The organism is Streptomyces sp. NPDC002588, from assembly GCF_040295925.1.
Taxonomy (GTDB): domain Bacteria; phylum Actinomycetota; class Actinomycetes; order Streptomycetales; family Streptomycetaceae; genus Streptomyces.
Genome location: NZ_JBEOWF010000030.1, coordinates 100,962 through 126,108, shown reverse-complemented (window position 1 = coordinate 126,108; position 25,147 = coordinate 100,962). Strand labels below are relative to the sequence as shown.

Here is a 25,147-nt window from a genome sequence, read left to right as displayed (position 1 = left end):
GGGGTTTCCGGAACGTTATGACTGGATGTCGAACCTGTTCAGTTCGCCGGGCAGACGTGAGCCGAGAGGCGCCATGTCGCCGTCGGCTCCATGGCGCGCGAGCAGGTCGAGGGCGAGCCGTCCGCGCCGCACCCGTTCCCGGGCGGTGGAGAGCGTCAGGTCCCGCATGTGGTGGCCGTAGGGGTAGATCCCCGGGGCCTTGGACAGGCCGAACTTCAGGTAGAGCGGTGCGCCGCGCCGGATCAGTTCGGCGACCTCGTACATCCGGATGTATCCGCCCAGATCGTCGGGGGCCTCGATGTACATGTCCATGGGGGCGCCCGACACCCGCCGGATCTCGGTGAGATGATCCAGCGTCAGGTCACTGGGCACGTTGACCGAGTCGGCGCCGAGCCGCTCGTACACCGCGTACGAGGCGGGGTTGACGGGGCCGATCAGCGCCGACACCTTCAGGGTCGTGTCGGCCGGGATGACCCCGGCCGCGCGTGCCCGGTGCAGCGTCCACAGCACGCCCTCGTCGGCGACGAGCAGGCACTTGACGCCCAACTCCGTCGCCCGGACGGCGTCTTCGACGCACCCGGCGACGGCGTCGTGCCCGCGGGCCCTGAGGCCCCCGCCGCGCGAGTCGGTCCGGGTGGAGCCACCGATGTCCCAGGTGCCGCGCGGGCCGGTGAACAGGCAGAGCTCGATGTCGCGTTCACCGGTCGCCTCGACCATCTCGGTGATCTCGGCGTCGGTCAGCATCCACACCCCGCTGCCCTGGCTGATCCGGTGGATCGGCACATCGAGCCGGGAGGCCTCCTTCAGGATGACGGCCAGCGCTTCGGGACCCTCGCACGAAGGGACCTCGGTGCGCCAGCGGCTGCCGCCCGGAAAGGAGTGGGTGGAGGTGTCGGCGGGGTCGAGGGCGGGCGCGCCCAGGCCGAGCGCGGTGAGTGCCTGCTCACCGGGCCTGCGGGCGGCCGTGGCGGAAGCGTCGGTGGTCACATGCTGTCCTTCGTGTTCGGTATTTCGGACAAGGTTCGCGGCTCACGTCATAAGGGGCTTTGGGTGTACGCCGGCACGGAGGCCGTCAGGTCGCCCCCGTACCGGCGTACGGCTAGGGGCGGAGCAGGACCTTTCCGACCTTCGGGTCGCCGGACCCCACCAGCTCGATGGCCTCGGAGAACTCGGCCAGTGGCAGCTCGTGCGTGACCAGGGGCAGCGGGTCGAGCAGCCCGGCCCCGAACACCCGCACGGTGTGCGACCAGGCGTCCGGCGGTGCCCCGAAGACGGTGTGCACCTCGAGCTGCCGTACGACCAGATCCGTCGGGTCGAGCCCGTCGGCGCCCGGTGCGGGGATTCCCGTCAGGACCAGCCGTCCGCCGCGCCTCAGCAGGGCGGCGGCGGTCTGCGCGGCCGACGCGGAGCCGGCGGTCTCGATCACCACGTCGAAGTCGTCGGGCAGCTCCTGGTCCCGGGTGCGGAAGTCGGTGGCCCCGAACCGCCTTGACAGCGTTTCCCTGTCGTTGCGCGTGCCCACCACCAGCAGCTCGGCCGGCGAGCCGGCCTTCAGGAACTGCACGGCGAACATACCCAGCGTCCCGGTGCCGACCACGGCCACCTTCTCGCCCGGCAGCGCGTGCGCCTTGATGGCGGCGGCCGCGATACAGGCGGCGGGCTCCAGCAGGGCGGCGGCCGTGAGATCGGCGTCGTCCGGCAGGACGTGCAGGAGCCGGGCCGGCAGGGTGAGGGTGGCGGCCATCGCCCCCGGCTGGGTGAAGCCGGTCTCCTCGTACCCGTCCGTGCACAGCGTCGTGTCGCCCGCGTGGCAGCGGTCGCAGACCTGGCAGTTGCGGAAGCCCTCACCGACGACCTTGCGGCCGACGAGCGAGGCGGGGACACCCGCGCCGACCGCCTGGACGGTCCCGGACCACTCGTGGCCCGGGGTCAGCGGGTAGCGGACGTACCCCTCGGGCCGGTTGCCCTGGTACACCTCGCGGTCGCTGCCGCAGATGCCGACCGCGTGCACCCGGACCAGCGCCTCGCCGGGGGCGGGCTCGCGCGGAGTGTGCGCGACGAGCCGGTGCTCGCCGGGCGCCTCGACGACGACGGCCGTGGTCACTGGGTGCCCTTCGGCTTGCGCTGCTCCCAGCCCTCGGCCCACAGGTCGAAGCGGGCCTGCTGCTGGGGGAACTCGGCGGCGGCGTCCACGTCCAGCTCGACCCCGAGACCGGGCTTGTCGGACAGGTGGAAGTACCCGTCGATCACCTCCGGCGCGCCCTTCACGACCTTCTTGATGTCCGCGTCGGCGAAGTCGTTGAAGTGCTCGAGGATCTTGAAGTTCGGGGAGGTGAAGCCGACCTGGAGCGAGGCGGCGGTCAGGACGGGCCCGCCCACGTTGTGCGGAGCGACGAGCACGTAGTGCGTCTCGGCGGTGGCGGCCAGCTTCCTGGTCTCCCAGATACCGCCGATGTGACCGACGTCCGGCTGGATGATGTCCACGGCCTGGCTCTCGAAGAGCTCGCGGAACTCGATGCGGTCGTGGATGCGCTCACCGGTGGCGACGGGGATGTCGACCTTGGCGGCGACCTTCTCCAGGGCCTTCAGGTTCTCCGGCGGGCAGGGCTCCTCCAGCCAGGCGGGCTTGAAGGGCGCCAGCTCGCGCGCCAGCCGGACGGCGGTCGCGGGGGAGAACCGGCCGTGCATCTCCAGCATCAGCTCGGCGTCCGGCCCGATGGCGTCGCGGACGGCCTCGATCAGGGACACGGCGTAGAGGCTCTGCTCGTGGTCCAGCTCGAAGTGCCCGGTGCCGAAGGGGTCGATCTTCAGCGCCTTGTAACCGCGCTCCATGACCCCCTGGGCGGCCTTGTGGTACGCCTCCGGGGTGCGCTCCGTCGTGTACCAGCCGTTGGCGTACGCCTTGACCTTGTCGGTGACCTTGCCGCCCAGCAGCTGCCAGACGGGCACCCCGAGCGCCTTGCCCTTGATGTCCCAGCACGCCATCTCGACGACGGCGATGCCCGACATCACGATCTCGCCGGCCCGCCCGTAGTCGCCGTACTTCATCCGGCGCACCAGGTCCTCGACAGCGAACGGGTCAGAGCCGAGAATGTGATTGGCCTCGGCTTCCTTCAGATAGCCGATCAGCGCGTCGGTGTGGCCCAGCATGCGGGTCTCGCCGACACCCGTGATGCCCTCGTCGGTGTGCACCAGGACGTAGGTCAGGTTGCGCCACGGCGTCCCGACCACGTGCGTGCTGATTCCGGTGATGCGCACGGAAGTTACCCTTCGGCTGTTCGAGATTTCGTCACACGTTCGAAATGCTGACCAGACAGTAAAGACCGTGTGAGCGGGGTGTCAATGGGGAGCACAGTTAACGGTTTCGACACTTTCGACGCCCCTTTCGAAACCGAGGGCGTGCCGGTGTGTGACAGGTCACTCGAGCTGGCGCGCCGGTGTGGCCGGTTTCCCACACAACTTTCACAGGCGTGCCTAGGAACGTGACCAGGCAGGAACTTAGTCTTCCCGCGTCATGGACTACTGCCACCCGTGCCGACGGCACCTCAACGGCGCCCTCGCCTGCCCGGGGTGCGGCGCACCTGTCGAACAGCCGGGCGGGTATCCGCAGCGTTTCGAACCGGGCCCGGACGGCGCGCAGGAAACGTTCCGGCAGGAGGGGGCCGGCGCCCCGGACGCCCCAGCGGGCGCCGAGCCGGGCGCGGAGACGGACGACGGACCCCGCGTTCCCGGCCGCGCCGCACGCCGCCGGGAGCAGGGCCGGGGCGGCAGGAGCCGGGGGCGTGGACCGTCCGCCTCGGCCGACGAACGTATCCCCGGCCCCTCCGGCGCCGACGCGAGCCGTCGCGATCGCAAGGCCGCGGCCCACCGCCGACGCCGTCGGCGCATCGTGCTGATCACCACCGGCTTCGTCCTGGCGGCGGGCGGCCTGAGTCTGGCCGAACTGGGCATCGACGCACCGGGGTTCTCCTCCTCACCGAACCCGGCGGCGGCAGGCGGCGAGTCGTCGGAGGTCGACGGCGGGACGGCGAAACCGAGTGCGTCCGCACAGCCGCTGGACGACAGGACGGACCCGGACGAGGGCGAGGGCGGGGCGTCGGCCTCCCCCGACGCCTCCCCGTCGGCGTCGGAGTCCGCCGAGGACGAGGACCACGCCTCGCAGTCCCCGGACAGGGGAGCCCAGTCGGCCACCGTCCCGGCCTCCTCCGCCCCCTCGACCCCGACCGACTCGGACTCCACCCCGGCCGCGGACCCGACCACGTCGGCCCCGTCCCCGGAGTCCTCGCCCTCGCCGTCGGAGACGTGCACACGCTTCCTGTGGTGGTGCTCGTAAGGCTCCGGCCGGGCGCTCCGCGCCGCCTCCGGGTCGCGCGCACGTCCCTCGTGCGAACGGCCCGGAGGCACTGCGGGACGGCATGTGTGCGAGTGCCTTGACCTGCGACGGAACACGGCGCCGCAGCCGATGGCGAGTGCCGTTGCAGCCGGGTGCGTTACTCAACCGTAACGGCCTTCCGTTGCAGCCCTCTTGACCGCCGCGAATTGTTAGCGCTCACAATGACCTCCGCATGTACCAGTCAATGTCCGGCGGCCGCGGGGGAGATGCGAGCACGGTGCCCCAACCCGCCTTCCCCGCCGGTCCCGTCGGGCTCCCCGGAACCACCGGGTGAAGCCACCGACGGGGAACCATCCGCCCACATCACAGGCCTTATCGGCAGACGAGCGCCAAGGAGGTGCGGCCGTGATACACACCCGGCTCCGGCCGCCCACCATGGCCGACGTGGCGCGCTTGGCCGGCGTGTCCCACCAGACCGTGTCCCGCGTCCTGGGGGACCACCCCAATGTGCGGGACGAGACACGGGCCCGGGTGCTGCGCGCGATCGAGGAGATGGGCTATCGCCGCAACTCCTCCGCGCGAGCCCTGGTGACCAGGCGCACCCGCACGCTGGGTGTCGTCGCCTCCGACACCACCCTCTACGGACCGGCCAGCACGCTGTTCGCGCTCGAGGAGGCGGCGCGCGCCCAGGGGTATCTCGTCTCGACGGTCAGCTTGCGCAAACTGACCGTGGAAGAGCTGTCCGAGGCCCTGGACCACCTCAGCGAGGGCGGGGTGGAAGGAGTGGTCGCCATCGCCCCGCAGCGGTCGGCGGTGGAGGCTCTGGCCGAACTCCGCCACCCGTTCCCGGTGGTGATCGTCGGCAGCGGGCCGGGGGTGGACATCCCCAGCGTCAGCGTGGACCAGTACCTGGGTGCGCGGCTGGCCACCGGCCATCTGCTGGCCGCCGGCCACCGCAAGGTCTGGCACCTCGCCGGACCCGAGGACTGGCAGGAGGCCGCCGACCGGGCCGCCGGCTGGCGGGCGTCGCTCGAAGCGGCGGACGTCGAACCGCCCGTGCTGCTGCGCGGGGACTGGAGTCCGCTGTCGGGCTACCGCGCCGGCCAGGAACTGGCCGGCTGGGTGGGCCGAGGGCTGACCGCCGTCTTCGTCGCCAACGACCAGATGGCCCTCGGGGCGTTGCGGGCCCTGCGTGAGGCGGGGGTCCGAACTCCCCAGGACGTCGCGGTGGTCGGCTTCGACGACATCCCGGAGTCGGAGTTCTTCGCGCCGCCCCTCACCACGGTCCGCCAGGACTTCTCGACGGTGGGCCGGCGAGGCATCGCGCTGCTGCTGGAACTGATCGAGGGCAGGCCGCCCGCCACCACGCCCCGGATCGCGATCGAGCCCCAACTCGTCGTCCGGGCCAGCTCCTATCCCTACGCCGCTCAATCCGAGGGCGTCCCCCTCTGACGAACCGATCGGCCGCTCTCGCCCAGCAGTGTGGCCGGTATACCGAACAGCGATCGACAGGCTGGACGCACCGCGGCCGGTCGCTTGAGTACCAGCGGTCCATCCCCGGGCCGGCTCTTCAAAGGAGAAGAACATGCTCAGCAGAAGGAACTTCCTCACCGCGGCGGTCGGCGTGGCGGCCGCGGGCGGCCTGGCGGCCTGCGCCAAGGAGGACGACAGCACGTCGAGCTCCTCCTCCGGCGGCAGCAAGGCCCTCACCCTCGGCTTCTCCCAGGTCGGCGCGGAGAGCGGCTGGCGCGCCGCCAACACCACCTCGGTGAAGGACGCGGCCAAGGACGCGGGCTACACCCTCAAGTTCTCCGACGCCCAGCAGAAGCAGGAGAACCAGATCTCCGCGATCCGCAGCTACATCGCGCAGAAGGTCGACGTCATCGCCTTCTCGCCGGTGGTCGTCACCGGCTGGGACGCGGTGCTCAAGGAGGCCAAGGCCGCGAAGATCCCGGTGGTCCTCACCGACCGCTCGGTGGAGACCTCCGACGACTCCCTGTACGTCACGCTGGTCGGCTCCGACTTCACCGACGAGGGCCGCCGCGCCGGCAAGATCCTGGAGAAGGTCCTGGAGAAGGCCGGCCACAAGGGCGCGGTGAAGATCGCCCAGCTGGAGGGCACCACCGGCGCCGCCCCCGCGATCGAGCGCGCCAAGGGCTTCAAGGAGGTCATGGACGCCGACCACGCGGACGACTGGAAGATCGTCGTCAGCCAGACCGGTGACTTCACCCGCGCCGGCGGCAAGCAGGTCATGGCGGCCTTCCTGCAGTCCAACCCCGACATCAACGTGCTCTTCGCGCACAACGACGACATGGCCATCGGCGCCATCCAGTCCATCGAGGCGGCGGGCAAGAAGCCCGGCACGGACATCTTGATCGTCTCGATCGACGGCGTGAAGGACGGCTTCGTGGCCATGTCCGAGGGCAAGATCAACGCGATCGTCGAGTGCAACCCGCTGCTCGGCCCCCAGCTGATGGACGTCGTGAAGAAGGTCAAGGACGGCGAGAGCGTCGAGCGCTGGATCAAGACCAAGGAGGGCGACTTCATGCAGGACCAGGCCAAGGCCGCGCTCCCGAGCCGCAAGTACTGACCGACGTACCCACCGACAGGGAGCCCGCGGCCGACCGAGCGCCATCGGTCCCGGGGCTCCCTGCGGGCCTGAACCCATCGCATCGGGCATGAACACATCGCAACTAGGAGCACTGCCATGGCAGAGCCGCGGCCCGTCCTGGAAATGACGGGCATAGTCAAAGAGTTCCCGGGGGTACGGGCTCTGTCGGATGTCGACTTCCGGCTCTTCCCCGGCGAGATCCACGCCCTGATGGGCGAGAACGGCGCGGGCAAGTCCACCCTCATCAAGGTGCTGACGGGGGTCTACTCCCTGGACGGCGGCACGATCACGCTGGACGGCAGGTCCGTGCACATCGCCAGCCCGCTGCAGGCTCAGCAGGCCGGCATCAGCACGGTCTACCAGGAGGTCAACCTCTGCCCGAACCTGTCGGTGGCGGAGAACATCTTCATCGGTCGCGAACCGACCCGCCTGGGCCGCATCCAGTGGAAGCGGCTGCGCCAGGAGGCGGCAGCGCTGGTGGACCGGCTCGGACTCGACATCGACGTCACCGCCCCGCTGTCCTCGTACCCGCTGGCCGTACAGCAACTGGTCGCGATCGTACGGTCGGTGGGCACCGGTGACGGCGGCGGCGAGGGAGCGGGCACCAAGGTGCTGGTCCTCGACGAGCCGACCTCCAGCCTCGACCGCGACGAGGTCCTCGAACTGTTCGCCCTGATGCGGCGGTTGAAGGACGAGGGGGTCGCGATCCTGTTCGTCTCGCACTTCCTCGACCAGATCTACGAGGTCTGCGACCGGATGACCGTACTGCGCAACGGCACCCTGGTCGGCGAGCACATGGTCGGCGACCTCGACCAGGTCGGCCTGGTCAAACTGATGATCGGCAAGGACCTGGACCAGCTGGAGGAGCTCCACGACCACCAGTTGCACGCGGACGTCGGCGAGACGCTGCTGCACGCCGAGGGCCTCGGCAGGACCGGCGCCATCGCCCCCTTCGACCTGGAGATCAAGAAGGGCGAGGTCCTCGGACTGGCCGGTCTGCTCGGGTCGGGGCGCACCGAACTCGCCCGGCTGCTCTTCGGCGCCGACCACCCGGACAGCGGCAAGGTGTCCATCGGCGGCAGGCAGGTCTCGATGAGCGCCCCGAACAACGCGATCGGCGCCGGTGTCGCGTTCTGCTCGGAGAACCGCAAGACCGAGGGCCTGGTGCCCGAGCTGACGGTGCGGGAGAACATCATCCTGGCCCTGCAGGCCTCGCGCGGCTGGACCCGGCCCATCCCGGCCGCCCAGCGCGACGAACTCGTCGCCAAGTACATCAAGGCGCTGGACATCCGCCCCGCCGACCCCGAGGCCAGGGTCGGCCGGCTCAGCGGCGGCAACCAGCAGAAGGTGCTGCTGGCCCGTTGGCTGATCACCCAGCCGAAGCTGCTGATCCTGGACGAACCGACCCGCGGCATCGACGTCGGGGCGAAGGCGGAGATCCAGAAGCTGGTGGTGTCGCTCTCCGAGGAGGGCATGTCCGTGCTGTACATCGCGGCCGAACTGGAGGAGGTGCTCCGGCTCAGCCACACCATCGGCGTGCTGCGTGACCGCAAGCTGGTGGCCCGGCTCACCAACGGGCCCGAGATCACCCCCAGCCGCATCCTGGAGACCATCGCGAGCGGAGAGCACCAGTGACCACCCCTTCCCGATGGCGAGCGCTGACACACCACCAGCTGTTCTGGCCGGTCGCGATCCTGGTCGCCCTGCTGCTCGTCAACGTCCCCTTCACCCCTGACTTCTTCTCCGTCCGGATGTCGGACGGCCACCTCTACGGCAGCCTCGTCTCGATCGTGCTGTTCGGCTCGCCCCTCATCCTGGTGGCGGTCGGCATGACCCTGGTCATCGCCACCGGCGGCATCGACCTCTCCGTCGGCGCCGTGGTCGCCATCACCGGAGCGCTGGCCTGCTCGCACATCAGCCACCAGAAGGACCAGAACGCCCTGGCCGGGGTGCTGCTCGCGATGGGCCTGGGCCTGCTGGCCGCGGTCGTCTGCGGTCTGTGGAACGGCTTCCTGGTCGCCAGGATGGGCATCCAGCCGATCATCGCCACGCTGATCATCATGGTCGCCGGACGCGGTGTCGCCCAGCTGATCACCGACGGACAGATCATCACCATCAACAGCGACCCGTACAAGCTGATCGGCGGCGGCTACTGGCTCACCCTGCCGTTCTCCATCTTCGTGGTCGCCGTCGTCGTCGCCGTCACCGTGGCCCTGACCCGCCGCACGGCGCTCGGTCTGCTGGTCGAGTCCGTCGGCGGCAACGCCGAGGCCAGCCGCCTGGTGGGCATCAGGTCCCGGCGCATCAAGATCATGGTGTACGCGTTCTGCGCGCTGTGCGCGGGCATCGCGGGCCTGATGATCAGCTCAAACACCTCGGCCGCGGACGGCAACAACGCCGGCCTGTGGATCGAACTAGACGCGATCCTCGCCGTGGTGATCGGCGGCACCTCGCTGCTCGGCGGCCGGTTCTCGATCGGCGGCACGGTGGTGGGCGCCCTCGTCATCCAGACCCTTACCACCACGATCTACACCATCGGCGTGCCGACCCAGACCAACCTCGTCTTCAAGGCCGCCGTCGTCATCATCGTCTGCCTGCTGCAGTCCCCGAAGTTCCGCGCCAAGGTCTTCGGCGGCAAGCGCCTCGGGGCCCGGCGGGCCGCGGGCCCGGCCCAGGACGCCCCGCCGGCCGACGCCGCTCCCAAGATGGAGGTGTCGCGATGAGCGCGACCACCCAGAGCCCCGTGGCGCCGGACAGCCGTACGCCCTCCAAGGCCGGCCGGCTGCTCGGCGACCGGCGACTGCCCGTCCTCGTCACGGCCGTGCTCTTCCTCGCGATGTACCTCGGGGGCCTGAGCCGCTACCAGAACTACGGCTTCGGCGAACTCCAGGTCTTCCTGAACCTGTTCATCGACAACGGCTACCTGCTGGTCGCCGCCGTCGGCGCCACCTTCGTGATCCTGTCCGGGGGGATCGACCTGTCCGTGGGGTCGATGATCGGGTTCACCACCATGTTCACGGCGTGGCTGGTGGAGCGTCAGGGGCTGCCGCTCGCACTGGTGATCCCGATGGCACTGGCCGTGGGCGCGCTCGGCGGCTACGTGATGGGCTATGTGATCCACAACTTCGAGATCCAGCCCTTCATCGTGACGCTCGCCGGGCTCTTCCTCTTCCGCGGTCTGTGTCTGGTCATCAGCAAGGAGTCGATCTCCATCTCCGACTCCTCGGTGAGCAGCATGGCGCAGGCACAGGTGTCACTCGGCGGGGGCTTCCTGTCGATCGGCGCGATCGTCGCCCTGGCCGTCCTCGCCGTGGCGTTCTACGTCCTGCACTACACCCGCTTCGGGCGCCGGGTGTACGCGATCGGCGGCAACGAGCAGTCGGCCATGCTGATGGGGCTCCCGCAGGGCGGCACGAAGATCGCCGTGTACACGGTGAGCGGCTTCTGCTCGGCCCTCGCCGGTCTCCTCTTCACCCTGTACATCCAGTCCGGCGACCCGTTGCACGCGACCGGTATGGAACTCGACGCGATCGCCGCGGTCGTCATCGGCGGCACGCTGCTGACCGGTGGCTCCGGGTACGTCCTGGGCACCCTCTTCGGTGTCCTCGTGCTGGGCCTGATCAAGAGCATCATCCAGTTCGAGGGCACGCTCAGCTCCTGGTGGACGAAGATCGCCACCGGCGTGCTGCTCTGTGTGTTCATCCTGGTCCAGCGCCTCATGACGACCCGCAGGAAGACCTGAGCCGCCTCGGAGGTCGTCTTCACCCTTGGTGTGAGATTTCTTCCGAGCGGTCCATGAACGACGGCGCGGCCAAGGCATACACCGCCTTGGACACCGCCCTCTCGGCACAGAGCGGCAGCGGGAACGACGGCCTGACGCAGACTTCCGGGGAGATGCCGACAGACCTGGTACGGATGGTCCAGGAACACGGGAGTGCCGCCATGTACGACGACAGCGATGAGTACCGGCCGCGGATGTGGGCCGGCAAGCGGATGCCGGACGGGCGCCTTGCGGCGATCTCGGTCGACATGACTCCCGACCAGCTCAGCCGCCGCGCCCCGGACCGGTCGCCTCGGGCCAGGCCCAGGTCATCGGCGCGTCGCTGCTCTTCTCGAACGCCGCCGACGGCGGAGCCATCGCCACGCTCCGGCTGCCGAAGGCGGGCTGACACCACAGAACCGAGCTCGGCTCGCGCGGGAGAGCAGGGTGGTGCGGGAGGGGTGCCGGTCGAGCAGTCCGGGCAGGCAGACGGCCTCCGCGATCCGGCGGGCGGTCGTGACGCCGAGGAACTGGGCGGAGGCGGGCAGGACTTCGAGCTCCGCGAGCACGGCCGGCTCGTCGCGGGCCCACAACGCCCGGACGAGCGGCCGTAGTTCGTCGTCGCTGGGGAGAACGAACCCCAGGAGGTCGTCGGGGGCCCGCACAGCAGGCCCCCGGTCCGGGCCGGCTCCCGGCCCAGGCAACGGGCCGCGTCCCGCCGCCGCCCGTCCGGCAGCGGCAGATCGGCTACGGCGGCCAGGACGGCCCCCCGGTGCCGCCCCCGGATGCCCAGCGCCTCGAAACGGCGGTGCGGGGCACCGGCGTTGTCGGGCAGGGGATCCAGCGCCTCCCGGACAGCCGCCCTTGCCTCCTGGTACGGCAGGAGCGGGGGAAGGCCCGGCGGGGAGGAGCGAGGGCTCTTGTAACCTCGCGTGGGCGGAAGTCCGCCGGGTGACTCGCGCACCAGGCGCAGGACATGGTCGTACAGCGCGCCGCTCACCGGGCGGCATGCAGGGAGCGTGTCAGCTCGACGGACGCTCTGTCGAACGGAAATGAGAGGGAGAAGCGCGTGATGGTGCTCGTTCTGTCAGGGGTCCTCGTGCTCGTCGTCGGCGGGTGCGCCTGTGTCTGGTGGGCGGCACGCGGTGGCCCGCGCTGGACCCGCGCGGTGGCCACCGCGACCCTGGCGGCAGGCGAACTGGCACGCAGAGCATCCATCAGGAAGAACGAGACGGGCTCGGACGGCTAGGGCCCTGACCCGGGGTGCTGTCTTCGGTCATGGTCTGGGTGCCGATGACGTCGAGGAGCCGGAGCCGGTCGGCGGCGTCGCTGCCGGGAGCGGCGGTGTAGGCGACGATGCGCAGATCGCTGCCGGGAGCCGTCAGCACGTCACAGTCGAAGGTGATCGCGCCGGCATCAGGGTGATGGACGGTCTTGGTGTCCGACTCGTGGACGCCGACGATGCCCGTGTCCCACAGGCGTACGAAGTCGGTGCTGACACCCCGCAGGTCCTTGATCAGGGAGCGCAGTCCGGCATCGGCGGGGTAGCGGGCGGTCGCCGCCCGGAGATCGCCGACCATGGCCGCCTCGAACCGGGCCTCCTGCTCGGGGGTGTGGCTGACCCGGCTGGGCAGACCGCTGAAGTGCCGCCAGACGATGTTGCGCTCGCGTCCGCGCAGCGCGGACAGGTCGCCGAACAGGGCCGCCCACAACGGGTTCCACAGAATCAGGTTCCAGGCGGCGTCGTGCACGCTCAGCGGTGAGCCGTCCAACTGGTCGAGCAGTCGTCGGACCCCCGGTGGAACGTGGGCCGACAGCTGCCCGGGACCCGGCGCCGGCTGGTCCGCGAGGAGGAACAGGTATTCACGCTCGGCTGCCGACAGCCGCAGGGCACGGGCCAGCGCGGACAGGACCTGCGCCGAAGGGGACGTGGCCCGGCCCTGTTCCAGGCGGGTGATGTAGTCCACCGACAGACCGGCGAGCTGGGCCAGTTCCTCGCGGCGCAGTCCGGCGGCCCGACGTACCCCGCCCGCGGGCAGTCCGACCGTGGCAGGGGCGATCCGGTCCCGCCAGCCATGCAGGGCTCTGCCCAGTTCCCTGGATTCGCTCACCGTCCCAGTATCGCGCGGCCGCGCCGGGACAGCCTGGTACTGCCGGTCCACTGGCTGAGGCGGGTACTGCCTGTTCGTCCGCGGTGCGCCGACGGTGGAGACATCACCGACCCACCGATCACCGGAGTGAGCACATGACCACCACATTGATCACCGGAGCGAACAAGGGCCTCGGTTTCGAGGCGGCTCGTCGTCTGATCGAGGCCGGGCACACCGTCTATGTCGGGGCACGCGATGCCCACCGCGGCCGGACGGCGGCCGACACGCTCGGCGCCCGCTTCGTTCAACTCGACGTCACCGACGAGGATTCGGTGAAGTCCGCGGCCGAATTCGTCCGCGCGGACGCGGGCCGTCTCGACGTCCTGGTCAACAACGCCGGCATCGTGGGCGCGCGCAAGCCGGTCGGCGAGGTCACCGGGGCCGACATGCTGACCACGTACGACACGAACGTCTTCGGCGTCGTGCGGGTCACGCACGCCTTCCTGCCGCTGTTGGAGGCGAGCGACGCCCCGGTCGTCGTCAACGTCAGCAGCGGTCTGGGCTCACCGGCCGCGTGCGCCGACCCGAGCCGGGTGGAGTTCCAGGTGACAGTGCTGGACTACAACTCGTCCAAGACCGCGCTGGTCATGGTCACCGCGCAGTACGCCAAGGCGTTCCCCGCCGTCCGGTTCAACGCAGTCGACCCCGGTTACACCGCCACCGACCTCAACGGCCACCAGGGCGTCCAGACCATCGAAGAGGGCGCGGAGATCATCGTCCGCATGGCCTCGATCGGCGCCGACGGCCCGACCGGCGGTTTCTTCGACAAGGCCGGCCCGGTCGTCTGGTGACGGTCCGGTCGCTGATGCGTGGGCGACGGCAGCCGGCGGGTCGTGCGGTCCGCCGACTGCCCGGGAAACGGCGCGGAGAATCGGTCCCGGAGCGGGTCGCTCGGCCACGAAGGTCTTCCCGCGACCGGGTTCGGGATCAGCTCTTGGTGCCGTCCACGATGACCGGGGTGCCGTTCGAGTCCGTGCCGCAGGGCACCGCGTACACCGGGTTGGCCTTCGCGGCCTCCTTGTAGGCCTCCAGGCACTGGTTGTAGAGCACCTTGTCGCTCAGCGACTTCTCGAGGATCTCGTTGGCGCGGGCGATGCCCTCCGCCTCGATCCGCTTGCGCTCCGCCTCCGCCTTGGCCGTGCGCGCCGCCTCCTGGGACCGCTCGGTGGCCTGCTCCTGCTGGATCTTCTTGTCGATCTGGTCCTGCAACTGCTCCGACGGCCGCACATTGCGCAGGTTGACGGCGGTGACGTCGATCCCGCGCGGCGCCAGCCGCTCCTTGATGCTGTCGGCGATCTCCGTGCCGATCTTCTCCCGGGCGGAGGCGTAGCCCTCCTCGCTGGTGTGCTTGGCGAAGACGTTGCGGATGATCTCGCGGCTGTCCGGCAGCACGAGCCGCGCCTGCACACCCTCCGCGCTGCCCGCCAGCCGGTACAGCTCGACCGCCTTCGCCGGTATGACGGCCCACTTGATGGTGACGTCCGCGTACAGCACGCCGCCCTGCGAGGAGCGGACCTCGACCACGTCCTTGTCGTTGAGATCGAGGTCGACGGGCCGTGTGGAGAACGACGTGACCTCGGTGAACGGCGACTTGAACTGGATGCCCGAGGTCAGCGGGCTGCCGACCTTGCCGAAGGTCACCGGCACACCGACCTCGTAGGCGCTCACGACATGGATGCAGGAGAAGATCCCCGCGAGCACGCCCCCCACGGCGCTGAGCGCCGCTCCCAGTCTCCATCTGCCGGGGCTGGTGCGACCGCGGCCGACGAAGAAGAGCACGACCGCCGCCATGAGCAGCAGAATGCACAGCACGAACACAGGATCCCCCTCCGAGTACGGACCACGCCGCGTACACGTCACATGCGGCGCGCAGCGCATGGTAATGGGCGAGATCCGTGCGGTGTGTGCCGTTTCCGGCATCGGCGGCCCGTGCCGTCGCCCGGGTCAGGCGCCCAGCATCCGCCGCAGCAACCCCCGCAGCACCACCCGCTCCTCCTCGCCGAGGCCCGCCAGTGGCTCGCGGGCGAAGCGGAGGGACTCGCGCAGGCCCTTGGCGACCTTGCGGCCCTCCTCCGTGGCGGCCGCGAGTTTCACGCGGCGGTCGGCGGGGTCGGGCCGCCGCTCCACCAGGCCCCGGCTCTCCAGGCGGTCGACGATGCCCGTCACGTTGGACGGCTCGCACTTGAGTTTCTGGGCCAGCTTGCGCATGGGAAGGGGTTCGAGGGACAGGAGACTCAGCAGACGGGCCTGGGCCCCGGTGAGGGTGTGGTCGGCGGCCGCCTCCTCGTAGTCCTCGTAGAAGCGGGCCACGACCTCGCCGATCAGCTCGACGACCTCCATGGTCAGGGCGTCGGGGACAGGGGTCCGTTGTGAGGTGGCCATGGATCCGAGGATACCCCTTTACTTGACAACCTGAAATATTCAGGAGCATGGTTGTTTCAGGTAGTGAAGCTTTTGATGTGAAAGGCGCCCCCCATGACTGACTCCGCTCTCCCCGCCACCAGCCGCGAATGGCGTCTGCTCAGCCGTCCCGTCGGCTGGCCGAAGCCCGAGGACTTCGAGCTGGCCGAGACGGAGATCCGTCAGCCGGGCTCCGGTGAGGTGCTCGTGCGCAACGAGTACCTCTCCGTCGACCCGTACATGCGCGGCCGGATGAGTGCCGCGAAGTCGTACGTCGCCCCCTTCGAGCTGGGCAAGGCCATGCAGGGCGGGGCGGTCGGCGAGGTCGTCGCCTCCGGTGCCGAGGGGATCGCCGTCGGCGACCACGTGCTGCACTTCGGCGGCTGGCGCGAGTACGCGACCGTCGACGCCAAGCAGGCCGTCAAGGTCGACCCCGAGGCCGCGCCGCTCTCCGCCTACCTCGGCGCGCTCGGCATGACCGGCCTCACCGCCTACGCCGGCCTGCTGCGCACCGCCGCCTTCAAGGAGGGCGACGCCGTGTTCGTCTCCGGCGCGGCGGGTGCCGTCGGCAGCCAGGTCGGACAGATCGCCAGGCTCAAGGGGGCCTCGCGGGTCATCGGGTCCGCCGGGTCCGACGACAAGGTCAAGCTCCTCGTCGAGGAGTACGGCTTCGACGCCGCCTTCAACTACAAGAACGGCCCGGTGGGCGAGCAGCTGCGGACGGCCGCTCCCGACGGCGTCGACGTCTACTTCGACAACGTCGGCGGGGAACACCTCGAGGCCGCCATCGGCTCCCTCAACCACGGTGGCCGGATAGCGATCTGCGGCATGATCTCCGTCTACAACAACACCGAGCCCGCCCCCGGCCCCAAGAACCTCGCCCGTCTCATCCAGACCCGCGGCCGGATCGAGGGCCTCCTCGTCGGCGACCACTACGACCTGCAGCCGCAGTTCGTCCAGGAGGTCGGCGCCTGGATCCGCTCCGGCGAGCTGAAGTACCGCGAGACGGTCGTCGAGGGCATCGAGAACAACCTGGAGGCGTTCCTCGGCGTCCTGCGCGGCGACAACACGGGCAAGATGATCGTCAAGATCTGAGGGGCGGCCCCCGCTTGGGCGTGACGTTCGCCGCCCGCGGTCGTTGCGTACGACGAAGGCCGTGCCCCTGGACGTGGGGCGCGGCCTTCACCCGTGCACGCCGTACACCCGTACACGCCTCGTGCCCGCGCACGCCTCACACGGTGAGCGCCGCCCTGTGGACGGCCGCCGCCAGGCGGTTGTTCTCCGGCGCCGCCCCGCCGGGGAACGCGAACCGGCGCCGCGTGTACCCGTAGGCGAGGCCGCTGCGCGGATCCGCGAACGCCTGACAGCCGCCCGCCCCGCTGTGCCCGAACGCCCCGGCGCCCAGGAACGGGTGCCAGGTGTCCGCGGTCGCCTGGAAACCGATGCCGAACGCTTTGTGCGCACGGGCCACCAGGTCGTACCCGACCGAGTGGAACTGCCCGAACTCGGCCGCCGTGTCCTCCTTCAGCAGCGGCGCCTTCCCCTCCATCTCGCTGATCGCCGCCGCGTACAGTCCCGCGAGACCGCGCGCCGAGGCGACCCCGCCCACCGAGGCCGGCCCCTTGGCCCGGATCAGCGGGTCGTTCGGCAGGAGTTCGAGGTCGGTGGGCTCGGCGGCATGCCGGTTGAAGGCGATGGCCGCGAGCGTGTGCGGGCCGCTCGGCACGGAGTCGAGGAGCACCCGCTGCTCGGCCGTCGGCGCCATCGGCCGGGCGCTGCGGAAGCGCGGCTCGTGCGCGGCGGGCAGCCCCAGGAAGAAGTCCAGCCCGTAAGGGGCGCGCACCCGTTCCTCGTACACCTCCTGGAGGGTACGGCCCGTGGCCCGCCGTACGACCTCGCCCGCGAGGGCGCCGATGACCAGCCCGTGGTAGCCGAAGGCGGTGCCCGGGCGCCAGAACGGGCGCTGGTCGGCGAGGCGTTCGGCGAGCTGCCGGTCGTCTGCGAGCTCCTGGGGCGAGAAGCCGGTCTCCGTGCCGACCACCCCCGCCCGGTGCGCGAGCAGCTCCCGCAGGGTCAGCAGGCCCTTGCCCTCGGCCGCGAACTCCGGCCAGTAGTAGGTCACCTTGCGGTCCAGCTCCAGCGTGCCGTCCTGGACGAGCAGCGCGACCACCAGATGCGCGGCGCCCTTGGTGGACGAGTACACCCCGTAGAGCGCGTCCGCGTCGGTGCCGTCCCCGGCCCACAGGTCGACGACCCGTCGGCCGTGCACATATGCGCACAACTGACCCTCGTAGTCCGGCCGTTCCTCCGCCACAAAGGCGGCGAACTCCTCCTTGACCGTCTCGAACCCTCCGGTCACGGTGCCGTGGATCTCCCTCGTCATCCGCTCCTCCTCGCACTCGGCCGCCTCTGGAGATCGGTACGGTGAGGCATACCTGTTCGACTCAACCGCTGTGACGTGGTGTTCGTGGCACCGATGAGCCGGACGGCCCATGAGGGCCGCCGGCAGTGGGCATGCTGGGGGTACCGGGCAGGGGTGCCCGGGGCGGTGCGCGAGGCGAGGAGAGCCATGGCGACCATCCTGTCCCTGCCCAGCAGGGACGACGTGCTGCGTATCGCCCGCAGCACCACCGACATCACCGGACAACTTCTCGACACCGCGGGCAACATCACCAGGATCGCGATCAACACCCTCGACCCGAGGGACGGTTCGGGCGCCGAGGCGCTGCGGGTGCTGCGGCGGACGACGGCCGAGCTCGCCGAGGCCAGCGCCACTCCCGAGGCCCAGGAGGCCTTCTACCGCACCGTCGAGGCCCTCACCCGGCTCGGCACCAGCGGGGCGCCCCTGGCGGCGCACCCGTTGGGCGAACCGGCCCGTGCGCTTCTCACCGCCCTGGGGGAGGGCCTGCTCCCGGTGCTGGACGCGGTGGAGCCGGCGGCGGAGGAGTTCGCGGCGGTCCTGCGGGAGCTGGTCGAGGCGGCCGCGCCGCTGCTTCCCGCGGGCGCCGGTCTGGCCGCGGGCGCCCTGCTCGCCGCGGCCCCGCTGCTGCGGGCGGCGGCGGAGGTGCTGCACGACTCCTCCCCGGAACTGCGCCGCATCGCGGACGCGGTCACGGCGGCCGTGGCCCCGATGGCGCCCGTGCAGGCGGCGCTGGCGCAGCGGGCGGCGACGGCGGGCGCGGACGTCGTACGCGCCGCGCTGCCCGCCCTCGCCGACCTGACGGAGGCGGCGGCCGACTCGGCACAGGCGGTCCGCCCGGTCCTGGTGGCGGGCGAGGAACTGATGATCACGGGCCTGGAACGGCTCCAGCCCGCCCTGGTGGCCGGCGCCTCCCGAGCGGGCCGCGCGGCCCGGGCGACGGCGGTACGGGTGGCGGCGGCCGTGTCGCCCTCGGGCACGGAGGGGGAGGTGCTGGTGGCCGTGCCGGTGTGATCACCGGTCACCGGAGGTCCCGGGATCGGCCGAAGTGGATGATGTGCACACGACCGATAGAGTTCGGCCATGCGTGATCTCGGGGTGGGTTTCCAGTACCTGATGAAGGGCCAGCGCTGGGTGGCCCGGCACGGAAAGCAGTACGGCTTCGGGCTGGTGCCCGGTCTGATCACGCTCGTCCTGTATCTGGCGGCCCTGGTGGCGCTGGCCGTGTGGGGCACGGACTTCGTCGCCTGGGCGACCCCCTTCGCCGACGACTGGCAGAGTCCCTGGCTCGGCCTCTTCCGCGGTTTCCTCACCCTCGTCCTCTTCGCCCTCGGGCTGCTGCTCGCCGTCCTCACCTTCACCGCCGTCACCCTGCTCATCGGCCAGCCGTTCTACGAGAGCCTCTCCGAGACGGTCGACCGGGACGTGTCCCCCGACGGCACCGCACCGGAGTCCGGCCTGCCGCTCTGGCGCGAGCTGTGGATCTCCGCCCGGGACAGCCTGCGCATCCTGGTCCGCGCCGCGCTCTGGGGCGTCCTGCTCTTCGCCCTCGGCTTCGTGCCGTTCGTCGGCCAGACGGTGATCCCGGTGATCGGCTTCTTCGTCACCGGCTTCTTCCTCACCGAGGAACTCACCGCCGTCGCCCTCCAGCGCCGCGGCGTCGACCTGCGCGCCCGCCTCGCCCTGCTCCGTTCCCGCAAGACCCTGGTCTGGGGCTTCGGCACCCCCCTGGGCCTGGCCTTCCTGGTCCCCGTCGTCGCGGTGTTCCTGATGCCGGGCGCGGTCGCCGGCGCCACCCTCATGGCCCGCGACCTGCTCGGCGAGGAGAACCGCGACGAGGACAGCGAGGCCGAGGAGGAGCTCACCGCATGACCGAGTCGTTCGCCGTCGCCGTCGGCGCCCCGGGCGGGCGGCCCCACCGATGACGTCGCGCCCCCTGACCCCCGGCGAGCTCAACCGCGCCACCCTGGCCCGCCAACTCCTCCTGCGGCGCGAGCCGCTGACGATCCCCGACGCGGTTCGCCGGGTCGTCGCCCTCCAGGCCCAGCACCCCGCCTCGCCGTACATCGCCCTCTGGAACCGCGTCGCCGGCTTCGAACCGGCCGCCCTCGACGAGGCGTTCGCCACCCGCACGGTGGTGAAGGCCACCCTGATGCGGATCACGCTGCACGCCGTGCACGCCGACGACCACCGCCCCTTCCGCGGCGCGATGCAGCAGACGCTGTACGGCTCCCGCCTGGGAGCCCGGTTCGCCGAGTCCGGGCTCACCCCCGCGGACGCGGAGGAACTCGTCCCGGAACTCCTGGAGTTCACCCGTCGGCAGCGCACCGCCGCCGAGATCGAGACCTGGCTGGCGGAACGCGTCGGCGCCGAACGGAAGGCGGCCGCCTGGTGGGGGCTGCGCGCCTACGCCCCGCTCCTGCACGCCCCCACCGAAGCCCCCTGGTCCTTCGGCCTCCGCCCTTGCTTCGTCGCGGCGCCGCCCGGCCCACCGCTCGCCGGCCGCACTCCGGAGCCGGCGGCCCTGCGCACCCTGGTCCTGCGCTACCTGGCCGCCTTCGGCCCGGCGACGGTGGCCGACATCGCCCAGTTCGGCCTGCTCCAGCGGGCCCACGTCCGCAAGGCCCTGCGCGCCCTCGACGACGGCACCCTCGAGCACCTCACCGCCTCCGACGGCAGCCGGCTGTACGACGTCCCGGACGCCCCCCGCCCCCCGGCCGACACCCCGGCCCCGCCCCGCCTCCTGCCTCTGTGGGACAGCGTCCTGCTGGCCTACGCCGACCGTTCCCGGGTGATCCCCGCGGAGTACCGCAAGCTGGTCACCCGCATCAACGGGGACGTCCTGCCGACCCTGCTCGTCGACGGCCGGGTCGCGGGCGTCTGGCGCGTCACCGAGGCCGGCGTCGAGGCGAGCGCCTTCCACCCGCTGCCCGCACCCGTATGGGAGGGCCTGGCCGCCGAGGCCCGCTCACTGAGCGCTCTCCTCGCCGACCGCGACCAGTCCCTCCACAACCGCTACGCCCACTGGTGGGCCAAGCTCCCGACCCCCGCCGAGGTGCGGCTACTCACCGGCCGCCACGGCTAGGATCGCCCGTACCTGGGCCACGATGTCCAGCCGGTTCCGTACGAACTCCGGGTCGGTCACCTCGGTGGTGTTCCCGGTGCCGAACTGCAGCACAGGCGTGTGGACATGGCCTCCGGGCAGGCGGTCGTGCAGGCCCAGCCGGTCCCGCAGCAGGGTGGCCCGGTAGGCGATCTCGTTCGACAGGTAGTTCCCGCCGCCCCCGGCCCGCGCGGTCGACCCCGCCGTGGGCCCGTCCGCCCGCACCACCGCCTCCGTGCCGCCCGCCGGTATCTCGGTCACGCTCGTGTTGTCGTACACCGGGAACCGGCCCGTGTCGGCCGCGACGATCGCCGCGTACGGCAGGGTCGTCGTCGTCCACTGCGGCTGCGAGGCGGGGTCGGTGACGGGGACGGTCTCGGTCCGGCCGATGTTGTCGTTGTCGGGGAAGCCGCCCCGCCAGGCGCCGTTCGTCCGCTCCACGTCGAAGCGCCCGACCCGCCCCTGGCTCACGGTCGTGAACAGGTCGACGTGCGGGAGGTAGGGGCGGAGGGTGCGCTCCACCGTGCCCTCCGCGAAGTCCTGCCAGCGCACCGGGAACACGGCCGTCTCCACCCGGGCCGGGCCCTCCGCCGTCCGGATCACGGTGCCGTCGAGAGCGAGGGCGCTCGCCCCGGAGGGGTTGGAGATCCGGATGTCCCGGTCCAGGGTGAACGGGTCGAAACCGGTGACGAGGATCCGTTTGAGCCCCTTGGCCTGCCGCCCCCGCGGATAGCGGATGTCGGTCTGCCCGCGCGAGGTGCGCTCCAACGAGTCGAGCAGCGTCGTCCGTTGGCGCGCCGAGAGGCCGAACGACGGCTCCCAGGTGCGTACTTCCCGGGTCATGCCGAGCCGGGCCCAGTACAGCGGCCGGTCGTCGTCCCGGCTCAGGTCGCCGCCCGCCGGGCCCCGCCCCTGCACCCGGTCGACGGCCCGCCGCCACAGCGCGGCCCCTTCGCGTACGACGACCCGGCGCGCCTGCGCGTAGGAGTGGGCGGTTTCGAGGGCGGCGGTGAACTCGGGGGCCACGGAGTCGAATCCGGAGCGGGCGAGGATCTCCCGCGGTACGGACTGCTCCAGCCGCTGTTCCTCGACGGTGGGGGAGGGCGCCGCCTCGGCGGCGGTCGCGGTCGTGGTCGTGGTGGACAGGCCGGCCAGCAGGGCCAGGCCGAGGACGCCGATGCGCGCACGTAAGGAATTCACGGGGGTTGTATGCCCCTCGCGTCACCTGCTCAACTCCACGCGCTCAGCTCCCGTCCTCCCCCAGCAGTCGCAGGAAGTCCCTCAGCGCCCCCGGCATGTCCACCGACTCCGGGTCCAGCAGCCACTGGTACTGCAGCCCGTCCATCACCGCCACCAGCAGCGGGGCCGTACGCTCCGGAGTGAGCCCGTTGGGCAGCCGGTCGCCGTACTCGGCGCGCAGGACGGCCGCCATGTTCTCCCGGACCCGGACGTACCGCTGGGTGAAGTACTCCCGCGCGGGATGCCCCTCCGTCACGCTCTCGCCCAGCAGCGCGGAGAAGGTCTGGATGATGCCGGGCCGCATCGCGTTGTACTCCACGAGGGAGATCAGCAGGTCGACCCGCCAGCCGGTGTTCGGCACGGCGTCCCACTGGTCCCGCTCCTCCAGGACGGCCACCAGCAGCGCGTCCTTCGTCGGGAAGTGGTGCAGCAGCCCCTGCTGGGTCAGCCCCACCCGCTCGGCCACCGCCGCGAGGGACGCCCCGCGGTAGCCCCGCTCGGCGATCACCTCCAGGGCCGCCCGCACGATCTCGGCCCGCCGCTCCTCGCTCCTGGTTCTGGCGCTCATGCCGTCACGGTACGGCATCCGGTCGAAATGAATAACGGCGGGATAACGAAACCTACCGTTCTACAGGTGAGCGGTGCACGATGTCGAGGAGGAGCACCCGCACCCAACGAGGAGGCACCGCCCATGGCGGGAATCGAAGGCGCCGTCGAGGAGGCACTCGGCAAGCTCGACCTGGACGCCAAGACCCGGCTGCTGGCCGGCCAGGACACGTGGTCGCTGCCCGCGCTGCCGGAGATCGGCCTGCGGTCCCTCGTCATGTCCGACGGCCCGATCGGTGTCCGCGGCGTGCGCTGGAGCGCCGACGACCCCTCCGTCGCCCTGCCCTCCCCGACCGCCCTCGCCGCCACCTGGGACCCCGAGCTCGCCCGCCGCGCCGGCGTCCTGCTCGCCCAGGAGGCCCGCCGCAAGGGCGTCCACGTCCTGCTCGCCCCCACCGTCAACCTGCACCGCTCCCCGCTCGGCGGCCGCCACTTCGAGGCCTACAGCGAGGACCCGTACCTGACGGGGCGCATCGGCACCGGGTACGTCACGGGCGTCCAGCAGGGCGGCGTGGGCACCACCGTCAAGCACTTCGTAGCCAACGACGCCGAGACCGACCGCTTCACCGTGAACAACCTGGTCGGCGAGCGCGCCCTGCGCGAGCTGTACCTCGCCCCCTTCGAGGCCATCGTCGAGAACGCCCACCCCTGGGGCATCATGACCGCCTACAACACGGTCAACGGCACGACCATGACGGAGCACCACCATCTGGTGAACGAGGTGCTGCGCGGCGAATGGGGCTTCGACGGCTTCAACGTCTCCGACTGGACGGCGGCCCGGGACACCGTCGGCGCCCTGAAGGGCGGCCTCGACGTCGCCATGCCCGGCCCCCGGACGGTCTACGGCCCCGCCCTCGCCCAGGCCGTACGCGACGGCCTGCTCGACGAGTCCGAGGTCGACACGGCCGTACGCAACGTGCTGCGGCTGGCCGCCCGCGTCGGTGCCCTGGAGAGCGCCGAGCCCGCGGTCACCGGCCTCCCCGCCCCGGTCGACGGCGAGGCCCTGGCCCGCGAGATCGCCCACCGCTCCTTCGTCCTGGTCCGCAACGAGCACGGGGCCCTGCCGCTCGCACCGGACACCACGGTCGCCCTGAGCGGCGCCGCGGCCCGCGACGCCCGCGTCCTCGGCGGCGGCTCGGCCACCGTCTTCCCGGCCCGCACCGTCTCCCCGCTGGACGGCCTCACCACAGCCCTCCCCGAAGGCGCCCTCACCTACACGGTGGGCGCCGACCCCAGCACGGAACTCGCGGTCGACGACCAGGGCTTCACCCTCCGCGCGGTCTGCCGGGACGCCGACGGCCGGACCATCGGCATCGCCGCCGCACCCAACGGCCAGATCCAGTGGATGGGCACCGACCTCCCCGAGGGCGTCACCCACCAGGCGCTCCACAGCGTCGAACTCACCGGCACCTTCATCCCCCGCGAGAGCGGCCCGCACTCCTTCGGCATCAAGGGCACCGGGGCCTTCCGGCTCACCGTCGCCGGCACCACGTACTACGACGACGTCCAGCTCCCCGCCGACGACGGCGACCCGTTCGAGGCGTTCTTCGGCGCGCCGGTGCCCCGCGCCCAGGCCGAACTGACCGCGGGCGAACCGGTGGAGGTCTCCCTCACCCACGTCTTCGACCTCCCCGCCGACCTTCCCTTCAAGGTCGTCGCCTTCGCCCTCGCCCACCAGGAGCCCCGGCGCGACCCCGACGAGCTGATCGCCGAGGCCGCCGAGGCCGCCCGCGCCGCCGACACGGCGATCGTGGTCGTGGCCACCACCGACCGGGTCGAGTCCGAGGGCTTCGACCGCAAGGACCTCCGCCTCCCGGGCCGCCAGGACGACCTGGTCCGCGCAGTCGCCGCCGCCAACCCCAACACCGTGGTGGTCGTCAACTCCGGCTCCCCGGTCGAACTGCCCTGGCGTGAGGACGTCGCCGCGGTCCTCCTCACCTGGTTCCCCGGCCAGGAGGGCGGCGCCGCCCTCGCGGACGTCCTGACCGGCGCCCACGAGCCCGGCGGCCGTCTCCCCACCACCTGGGGCTCCCTCACCGACGCCCCCGTCACCGGGGTCGTCCCCGCCGACGGCGAACTGCCGTACACCGAGGGCGTCTTCATCGGCTACCGCGCCTGGGAGAAGGAGGGCAGGACACCGTCGTACCCGTTCGGCCACGGCCTCGGCTACACCGGCTGGACCTACGAGTCGGTGGACATCACCGGCTTGACGGTCACCGTCCGGCTCCGCAACAGCGGCGAACGCCCGGGCCGCGAGGTCGTCCAGGTCTACCTCGCGCCCACCGGCCACGACCCGGACCGCCCCGCCCGCTGGCTGGCGGGCTTCACCACCGCCGAAGCCGGCCCCGGAGCGTCCGCCGAGGTCACCGTCGAGCTCCCGCGGCGCGCCTTCGAGATCTGGGACGAGGCCGCGCACCGGTGGCTCTTTGTGAAGGGTTCGTACGAAATCCAGGTGGGTAGCTCTATCGCGGACCGCAGGATCACCGCGACGGTTAACGTCTGACGTGGGAACTCCTCATCCCCATG

Annotated in this window: 24 protein-coding genes; 13 read left to right on the top strand and 11 right to left on the bottom strand. The window is 71.3% G+C overall.

The features are described 5' to 3' along the window. Positions 1-15: 15 nt before the first annotated feature. The 3 genes from ABT057_RS30890 to ABT057_RS30880 form a co-directional block, all read right to left on the bottom strand. Positions 16-987 (bottom strand): hypothetical protein, encoded by a 972-nt coding sequence (locus ABT057_RS30890; RefSeq protein WP_352346916.1) that lies wholly within the window; start codon positions 985-987, stop codon positions 16-18. 112 nt (positions 988-1,099) lie between these two features. Continuing rightward, a complete protein-coding gene (locus ABT057_RS30885) occupies positions 1,100-2,104 on the bottom strand; it encodes a zinc-dependent alcohol dehydrogenase (protein ID WP_352346915.1) in 1,005 nt (334 codons plus the stop codon). Continuing rightward, entirely contained in the window at positions 2,101-3,258 is a 1,158-nt protein-coding gene (locus tag ABT057_RS30880; RefSeq protein WP_352346914.1) for a mandelate racemase/muconate lactonizing enzyme family protein, read from the bottom strand. Before ABT057_RS30880 ends, ABT057_RS30885 begins: the two co-directional genes overlap by 4 nt. A 256-nt stretch (positions 3,259-3,514) precedes the next feature. On the opposite strand from ABT057_RS30880, the gene ABT057_RS30875 reads away from it, so the two are divergent. The 6 genes from ABT057_RS30875 (at position 3,515) to yjfF (ending at position 10,686) form a co-directional block, all read left to right on the top strand. Further along, complete coding sequence (locus tag ABT057_RS30875; RefSeq protein WP_352346913.1) at positions 3,515-4,333, top strand: SCO2400 family protein; 819 nt, start codon at positions 3,515-3,517, stop codon at positions 4,331-4,333. A 405-nt stretch (positions 4,334-4,738) separates the two neighbouring features. Next, positions 4,739-5,785 carry a LacI family DNA-binding transcriptional regulator gene (locus ABT057_RS30870; RefSeq protein ID WP_352346912.1) on the top strand — a complete coding sequence of 349 codons (1,047 nt, stop codon included), beginning with the start codon at positions 4,739-4,741 and terminating at the stop codon, positions 5,783-5,785. Positions 5,786-5,918: 133 nt separating this feature from the next. Further along, positions 5,919-6,923 (top strand): ABC transporter substrate-binding protein, encoded by a 1,005-nt coding sequence (locus ABT057_RS30865; protein ID WP_352346911.1) that lies wholly within the window; start codon positions 5,919-5,921, stop codon positions 6,921-6,923. Positions 6,924-7,040: 117 nt separating this feature from the next. Continuing rightward, positions 7,041-8,579 (top strand): sugar ABC transporter ATP-binding protein, encoded by a 1,539-nt coding sequence (locus ABT057_RS30860; RefSeq protein WP_352346910.1) that lies wholly within the window; start codon positions 7,041-7,043, stop codon positions 8,577-8,579. After that, a complete protein-coding gene (locus ABT057_RS30855) occupies positions 8,576-9,667 on the top strand; it encodes an ABC transporter permease (protein ID WP_352346909.1) in 1,092 nt (363 codons plus the stop codon). Before ABT057_RS30860 ends, ABT057_RS30855 begins: the two co-directional genes overlap by 4 nt. Then, entirely contained in the window at positions 9,664-10,686 is a 1,023-nt protein-coding gene (yjfF, locus tag ABT057_RS30850; protein ID WP_352346908.1) for a galactofuranose ABC transporter, permease protein YjfF, read from the top strand. The genes ABT057_RS30855 and yjfF overlap by 4 nt, the downstream gene beginning before the upstream one ends. A 19-nt stretch (positions 10,687-10,705) precedes the next feature. Here yjfF and ABT057_RS30845 read toward each other — a convergent pair whose 3' ends face one another. After that, positions 10,706-10,975 (bottom strand): hypothetical protein, encoded by a 270-nt coding sequence (locus ABT057_RS30845; protein WP_352346907.1) that lies wholly within the window; start codon positions 10,973-10,975, stop codon positions 10,706-10,708. 58 nt (positions 10,976-11,033) lie between these two features. Further along, positions 11,034-11,369 (bottom strand): hypothetical protein, encoded by a 336-nt coding sequence (locus ABT057_RS30840; RefSeq protein ID WP_352346906.1) that lies wholly within the window; start codon positions 11,367-11,369, stop codon positions 11,034-11,036. Positions 11,370-11,776: 407 nt separating this feature from the next. On the opposite strand from ABT057_RS30840, the gene ABT057_RS30835 reads away from it, so the two are divergent. Next, entirely contained in the window at positions 11,777-11,953 is a 177-nt protein-coding gene (locus ABT057_RS30835) for a hypothetical protein (RefSeq protein WP_502973989.1), read from the top strand. Here ABT057_RS30835 and ABT057_RS30830 read toward each other — a convergent pair. Beyond that, positions 11,922-12,815, bottom strand: coding sequence for a helix-turn-helix domain-containing protein (locus tag ABT057_RS30830; RefSeq protein WP_352346904.1), 894 nt, complete (start codon positions 12,813-12,815; stop codon positions 11,922-11,924). The genes ABT057_RS30835 and ABT057_RS30830 overlap by 32 nt on opposite strands. 134 nt (positions 12,816-12,949) lie before the next feature. Here ABT057_RS30830 and ABT057_RS30825 point away from each other — a divergent pair, with 134 nt between their 5' ends. Beyond that, positions 12,950-13,645 carry an SDR family NAD(P)-dependent oxidoreductase gene (locus ABT057_RS30825; protein WP_352346903.1) on the top strand — a complete coding sequence of 232 codons (696 nt, stop codon included), beginning with the start codon at positions 12,950-12,952 and terminating at the stop codon, positions 13,643-13,645. A 136-nt stretch (positions 13,646-13,781) separates the two neighbouring features. On the opposite strand, the gene ABT057_RS30820 is transcribed toward ABT057_RS30825, so the two are convergent. Beyond that, on the bottom strand, positions 13,782-14,666 hold the full coding sequence (locus ABT057_RS30820; protein WP_352346902.1) for a prohibitin family protein: 885 nt from the start codon (positions 14,664-14,666) through the stop codon (positions 13,782-13,784). Between the two features lie 132 nt (positions 14,667-14,798). Continuing rightward, on the bottom strand, positions 14,799-15,236 hold the full coding sequence (locus ABT057_RS30815; RefSeq protein ID WP_352346901.1) for a MarR family winged helix-turn-helix transcriptional regulator: 438 nt from the start codon (positions 15,234-15,236) through the stop codon (positions 14,799-14,801). Positions 15,237-15,329: 93 nt separating this feature from the next. Here ABT057_RS30815 and ABT057_RS30810 point away from each other — a divergent pair, with 93 nt between their 5' ends. Then, complete coding sequence (locus ABT057_RS30810) at positions 15,330-16,349, top strand: NADP-dependent oxidoreductase (protein WP_352346900.1); 1,020 nt, start codon at positions 15,330-15,332, stop codon at positions 16,347-16,349. 136 nt (positions 16,350-16,485) lie between these two features. Here the strand turns inward: ABT057_RS30810 and ABT057_RS30805 are convergent, their stop codons facing one another. Continuing rightward, positions 16,486-17,637, bottom strand: a complete 1,152-nt coding sequence (locus tag ABT057_RS30805) for a serine hydrolase domain-containing protein (protein ID WP_352346899.1) — start codon at positions 17,635-17,637, stop codon at positions 16,486-16,488. A 186-nt stretch (positions 17,638-17,823) separates the two neighbouring features. Between ABT057_RS30805 and ABT057_RS30800 the strand changes: the two genes are divergently transcribed. From ABT057_RS30800 to ABT057_RS30790, 3 genes are all read left to right on the top strand, one after another. Next, a complete protein-coding gene (locus tag ABT057_RS30800; RefSeq protein ID WP_352346898.1) occupies positions 17,824-18,687 on the top strand; it encodes a hypothetical protein in 864 nt (287 codons plus the stop codon). A gap of 69 nt (positions 18,688-18,756) precedes the next feature. Further along, on the top strand, positions 18,757-19,545 hold the full coding sequence (locus ABT057_RS30795; protein ID WP_352346897.1) for an EI24 domain-containing protein: 789 nt from the start codon (positions 18,757-18,759) through the stop codon (positions 19,543-19,545). 49 nt (positions 19,546-19,594) lie between these two features. Next, positions 19,595-20,758: a winged helix DNA-binding domain-containing protein gene (locus ABT057_RS30790; protein WP_352346896.1), complete on the top strand. Its 1,164-nt coding sequence runs from the start codon at positions 19,595-19,597 to the stop codon at positions 20,756-20,758. On the opposite strand, the gene ABT057_RS30785 is transcribed toward ABT057_RS30790, so the two are convergent. After that, on the bottom strand, positions 20,735-21,976 hold the full coding sequence (locus tag ABT057_RS30785) for a pyroglutamyl-peptidase I (RefSeq protein ID WP_352346895.1): 1,242 nt from the start codon (positions 21,974-21,976) through the stop codon (positions 20,735-20,737). The two genes, ABT057_RS30790 and ABT057_RS30785, sit on opposite strands and share 24 nt — an antisense overlap. Positions 21,977-22,019: 43 nt before the next feature. Continuing rightward, positions 22,020-22,601 (bottom strand): TetR/AcrR family transcriptional regulator, encoded by a 582-nt coding sequence (locus ABT057_RS30780; RefSeq protein WP_352346894.1) that lies wholly within the window; start codon positions 22,599-22,601, stop codon positions 22,020-22,022. Positions 22,602-22,706: 105 nt separating this feature from the next. Here ABT057_RS30780 and ABT057_RS30775 point away from each other — a divergent pair, with 105 nt between their 5' ends. After that, entirely contained in the window at positions 22,707-25,124 is a 2,418-nt protein-coding gene (locus ABT057_RS30775) for a beta-glucosidase family protein (RefSeq protein WP_352346893.1), read from the top strand. Positions 25,125-25,147 lie beyond the last annotated feature (23 nt).

What these genes read in the sequence shown, in the direction of transcription:
- ABT057_RS30790 (WP_352346896.1), top strand. Translation starts at nt 19,595, where the DNA reads ATGACGTCGCGCCCCCTGACCCCCGGCGAGCTCAACCGCGCCACCCTG.
- ABT057_RS30805 (WP_352346899.1), bottom strand. Translation starts at nt 17,637, where the DNA reads ATGACGAGGGAGATCCACGGCACCGTGACCGGAGGGTTCGAGACGGTC.
- ABT057_RS30825 (WP_352346903.1), top strand. Translation starts at nt 12,950, where the DNA reads ATGACCACCACATTGATCACCGGAGCGAACAAGGGCCTCGGTTTCGAG.
- ABT057_RS30815 (WP_352346901.1), bottom strand. Translation starts at nt 15,236, where the DNA reads ATGGCCACCTCACAACGGACCCCTGTCCCCGACGCCCTGACCATGGAG.
- ABT057_RS30865 (WP_352346911.1), top strand. Translation starts at nt 5,919, where the DNA reads ATGCTCAGCAGAAGGAACTTCCTCACCGCGGCGGTCGGCGTGGCGGCC.
- ABT057_RS30845 (WP_352346907.1), bottom strand. Translation starts at nt 10,975, where the DNA reads ATGTCGACCGAGATCGCCGCAAGGCGCCCGTCCGGCATCCGCTTGCCG.
- ABT057_RS30800 (WP_352346898.1), top strand. Translation starts at nt 17,824, where the DNA reads ATGGCGACCATCCTGTCCCTGCCCAGCAGGGACGACGTGCTGCGTATC.
- ABT057_RS30810 (WP_352346900.1), top strand. Translation starts at nt 15,330, where the DNA reads ATGACTGACTCCGCTCTCCCCGCCACCAGCCGCGAATGGCGTCTGCTC.
- ABT057_RS30860 (WP_352346910.1), top strand. Translation starts at nt 7,041, where the DNA reads ATGGCAGAGCCGCGGCCCGTCCTGGAAATGACGGGCATAGTCAAAGAG.
- yjfF (WP_352346908.1), top strand. Translation starts at nt 9,664, where the DNA reads ATGAGCGCGACCACCCAGAGCCCCGTGGCGCCGGACAGCCGTACGCCC.
- ABT057_RS30875 (WP_352346913.1), top strand. Translation starts at nt 3,515, where the DNA reads ATGGACTACTGCCACCCGTGCCGACGGCACCTCAACGGCGCCCTCGCC.
- ABT057_RS30775 (WP_352346893.1), top strand. Translation starts at nt 22,707, where the DNA reads ATGGCGGGAATCGAAGGCGCCGTCGAGGAGGCACTCGGCAAGCTCGAC.
- ABT057_RS30780 (WP_352346894.1), bottom strand. Translation starts at nt 22,601, where the DNA reads ATGCCGTACCGTGACGGCATGAGCGCCAGAACCAGGAGCGAGGAGCGG.
- ABT057_RS30835 (WP_502973989.1), top strand. Translation starts at nt 11,777, where the DNA reads ATGGTGCTCGTTCTGTCAGGGGTCCTCGTGCTCGTCGTCGGCGGGTGC.
- ABT057_RS30795 (WP_352346897.1), top strand. Translation starts at nt 18,757, where the DNA reads ATGCGTGATCTCGGGGTGGGTTTCCAGTACCTGATGAAGGGCCAGCGC.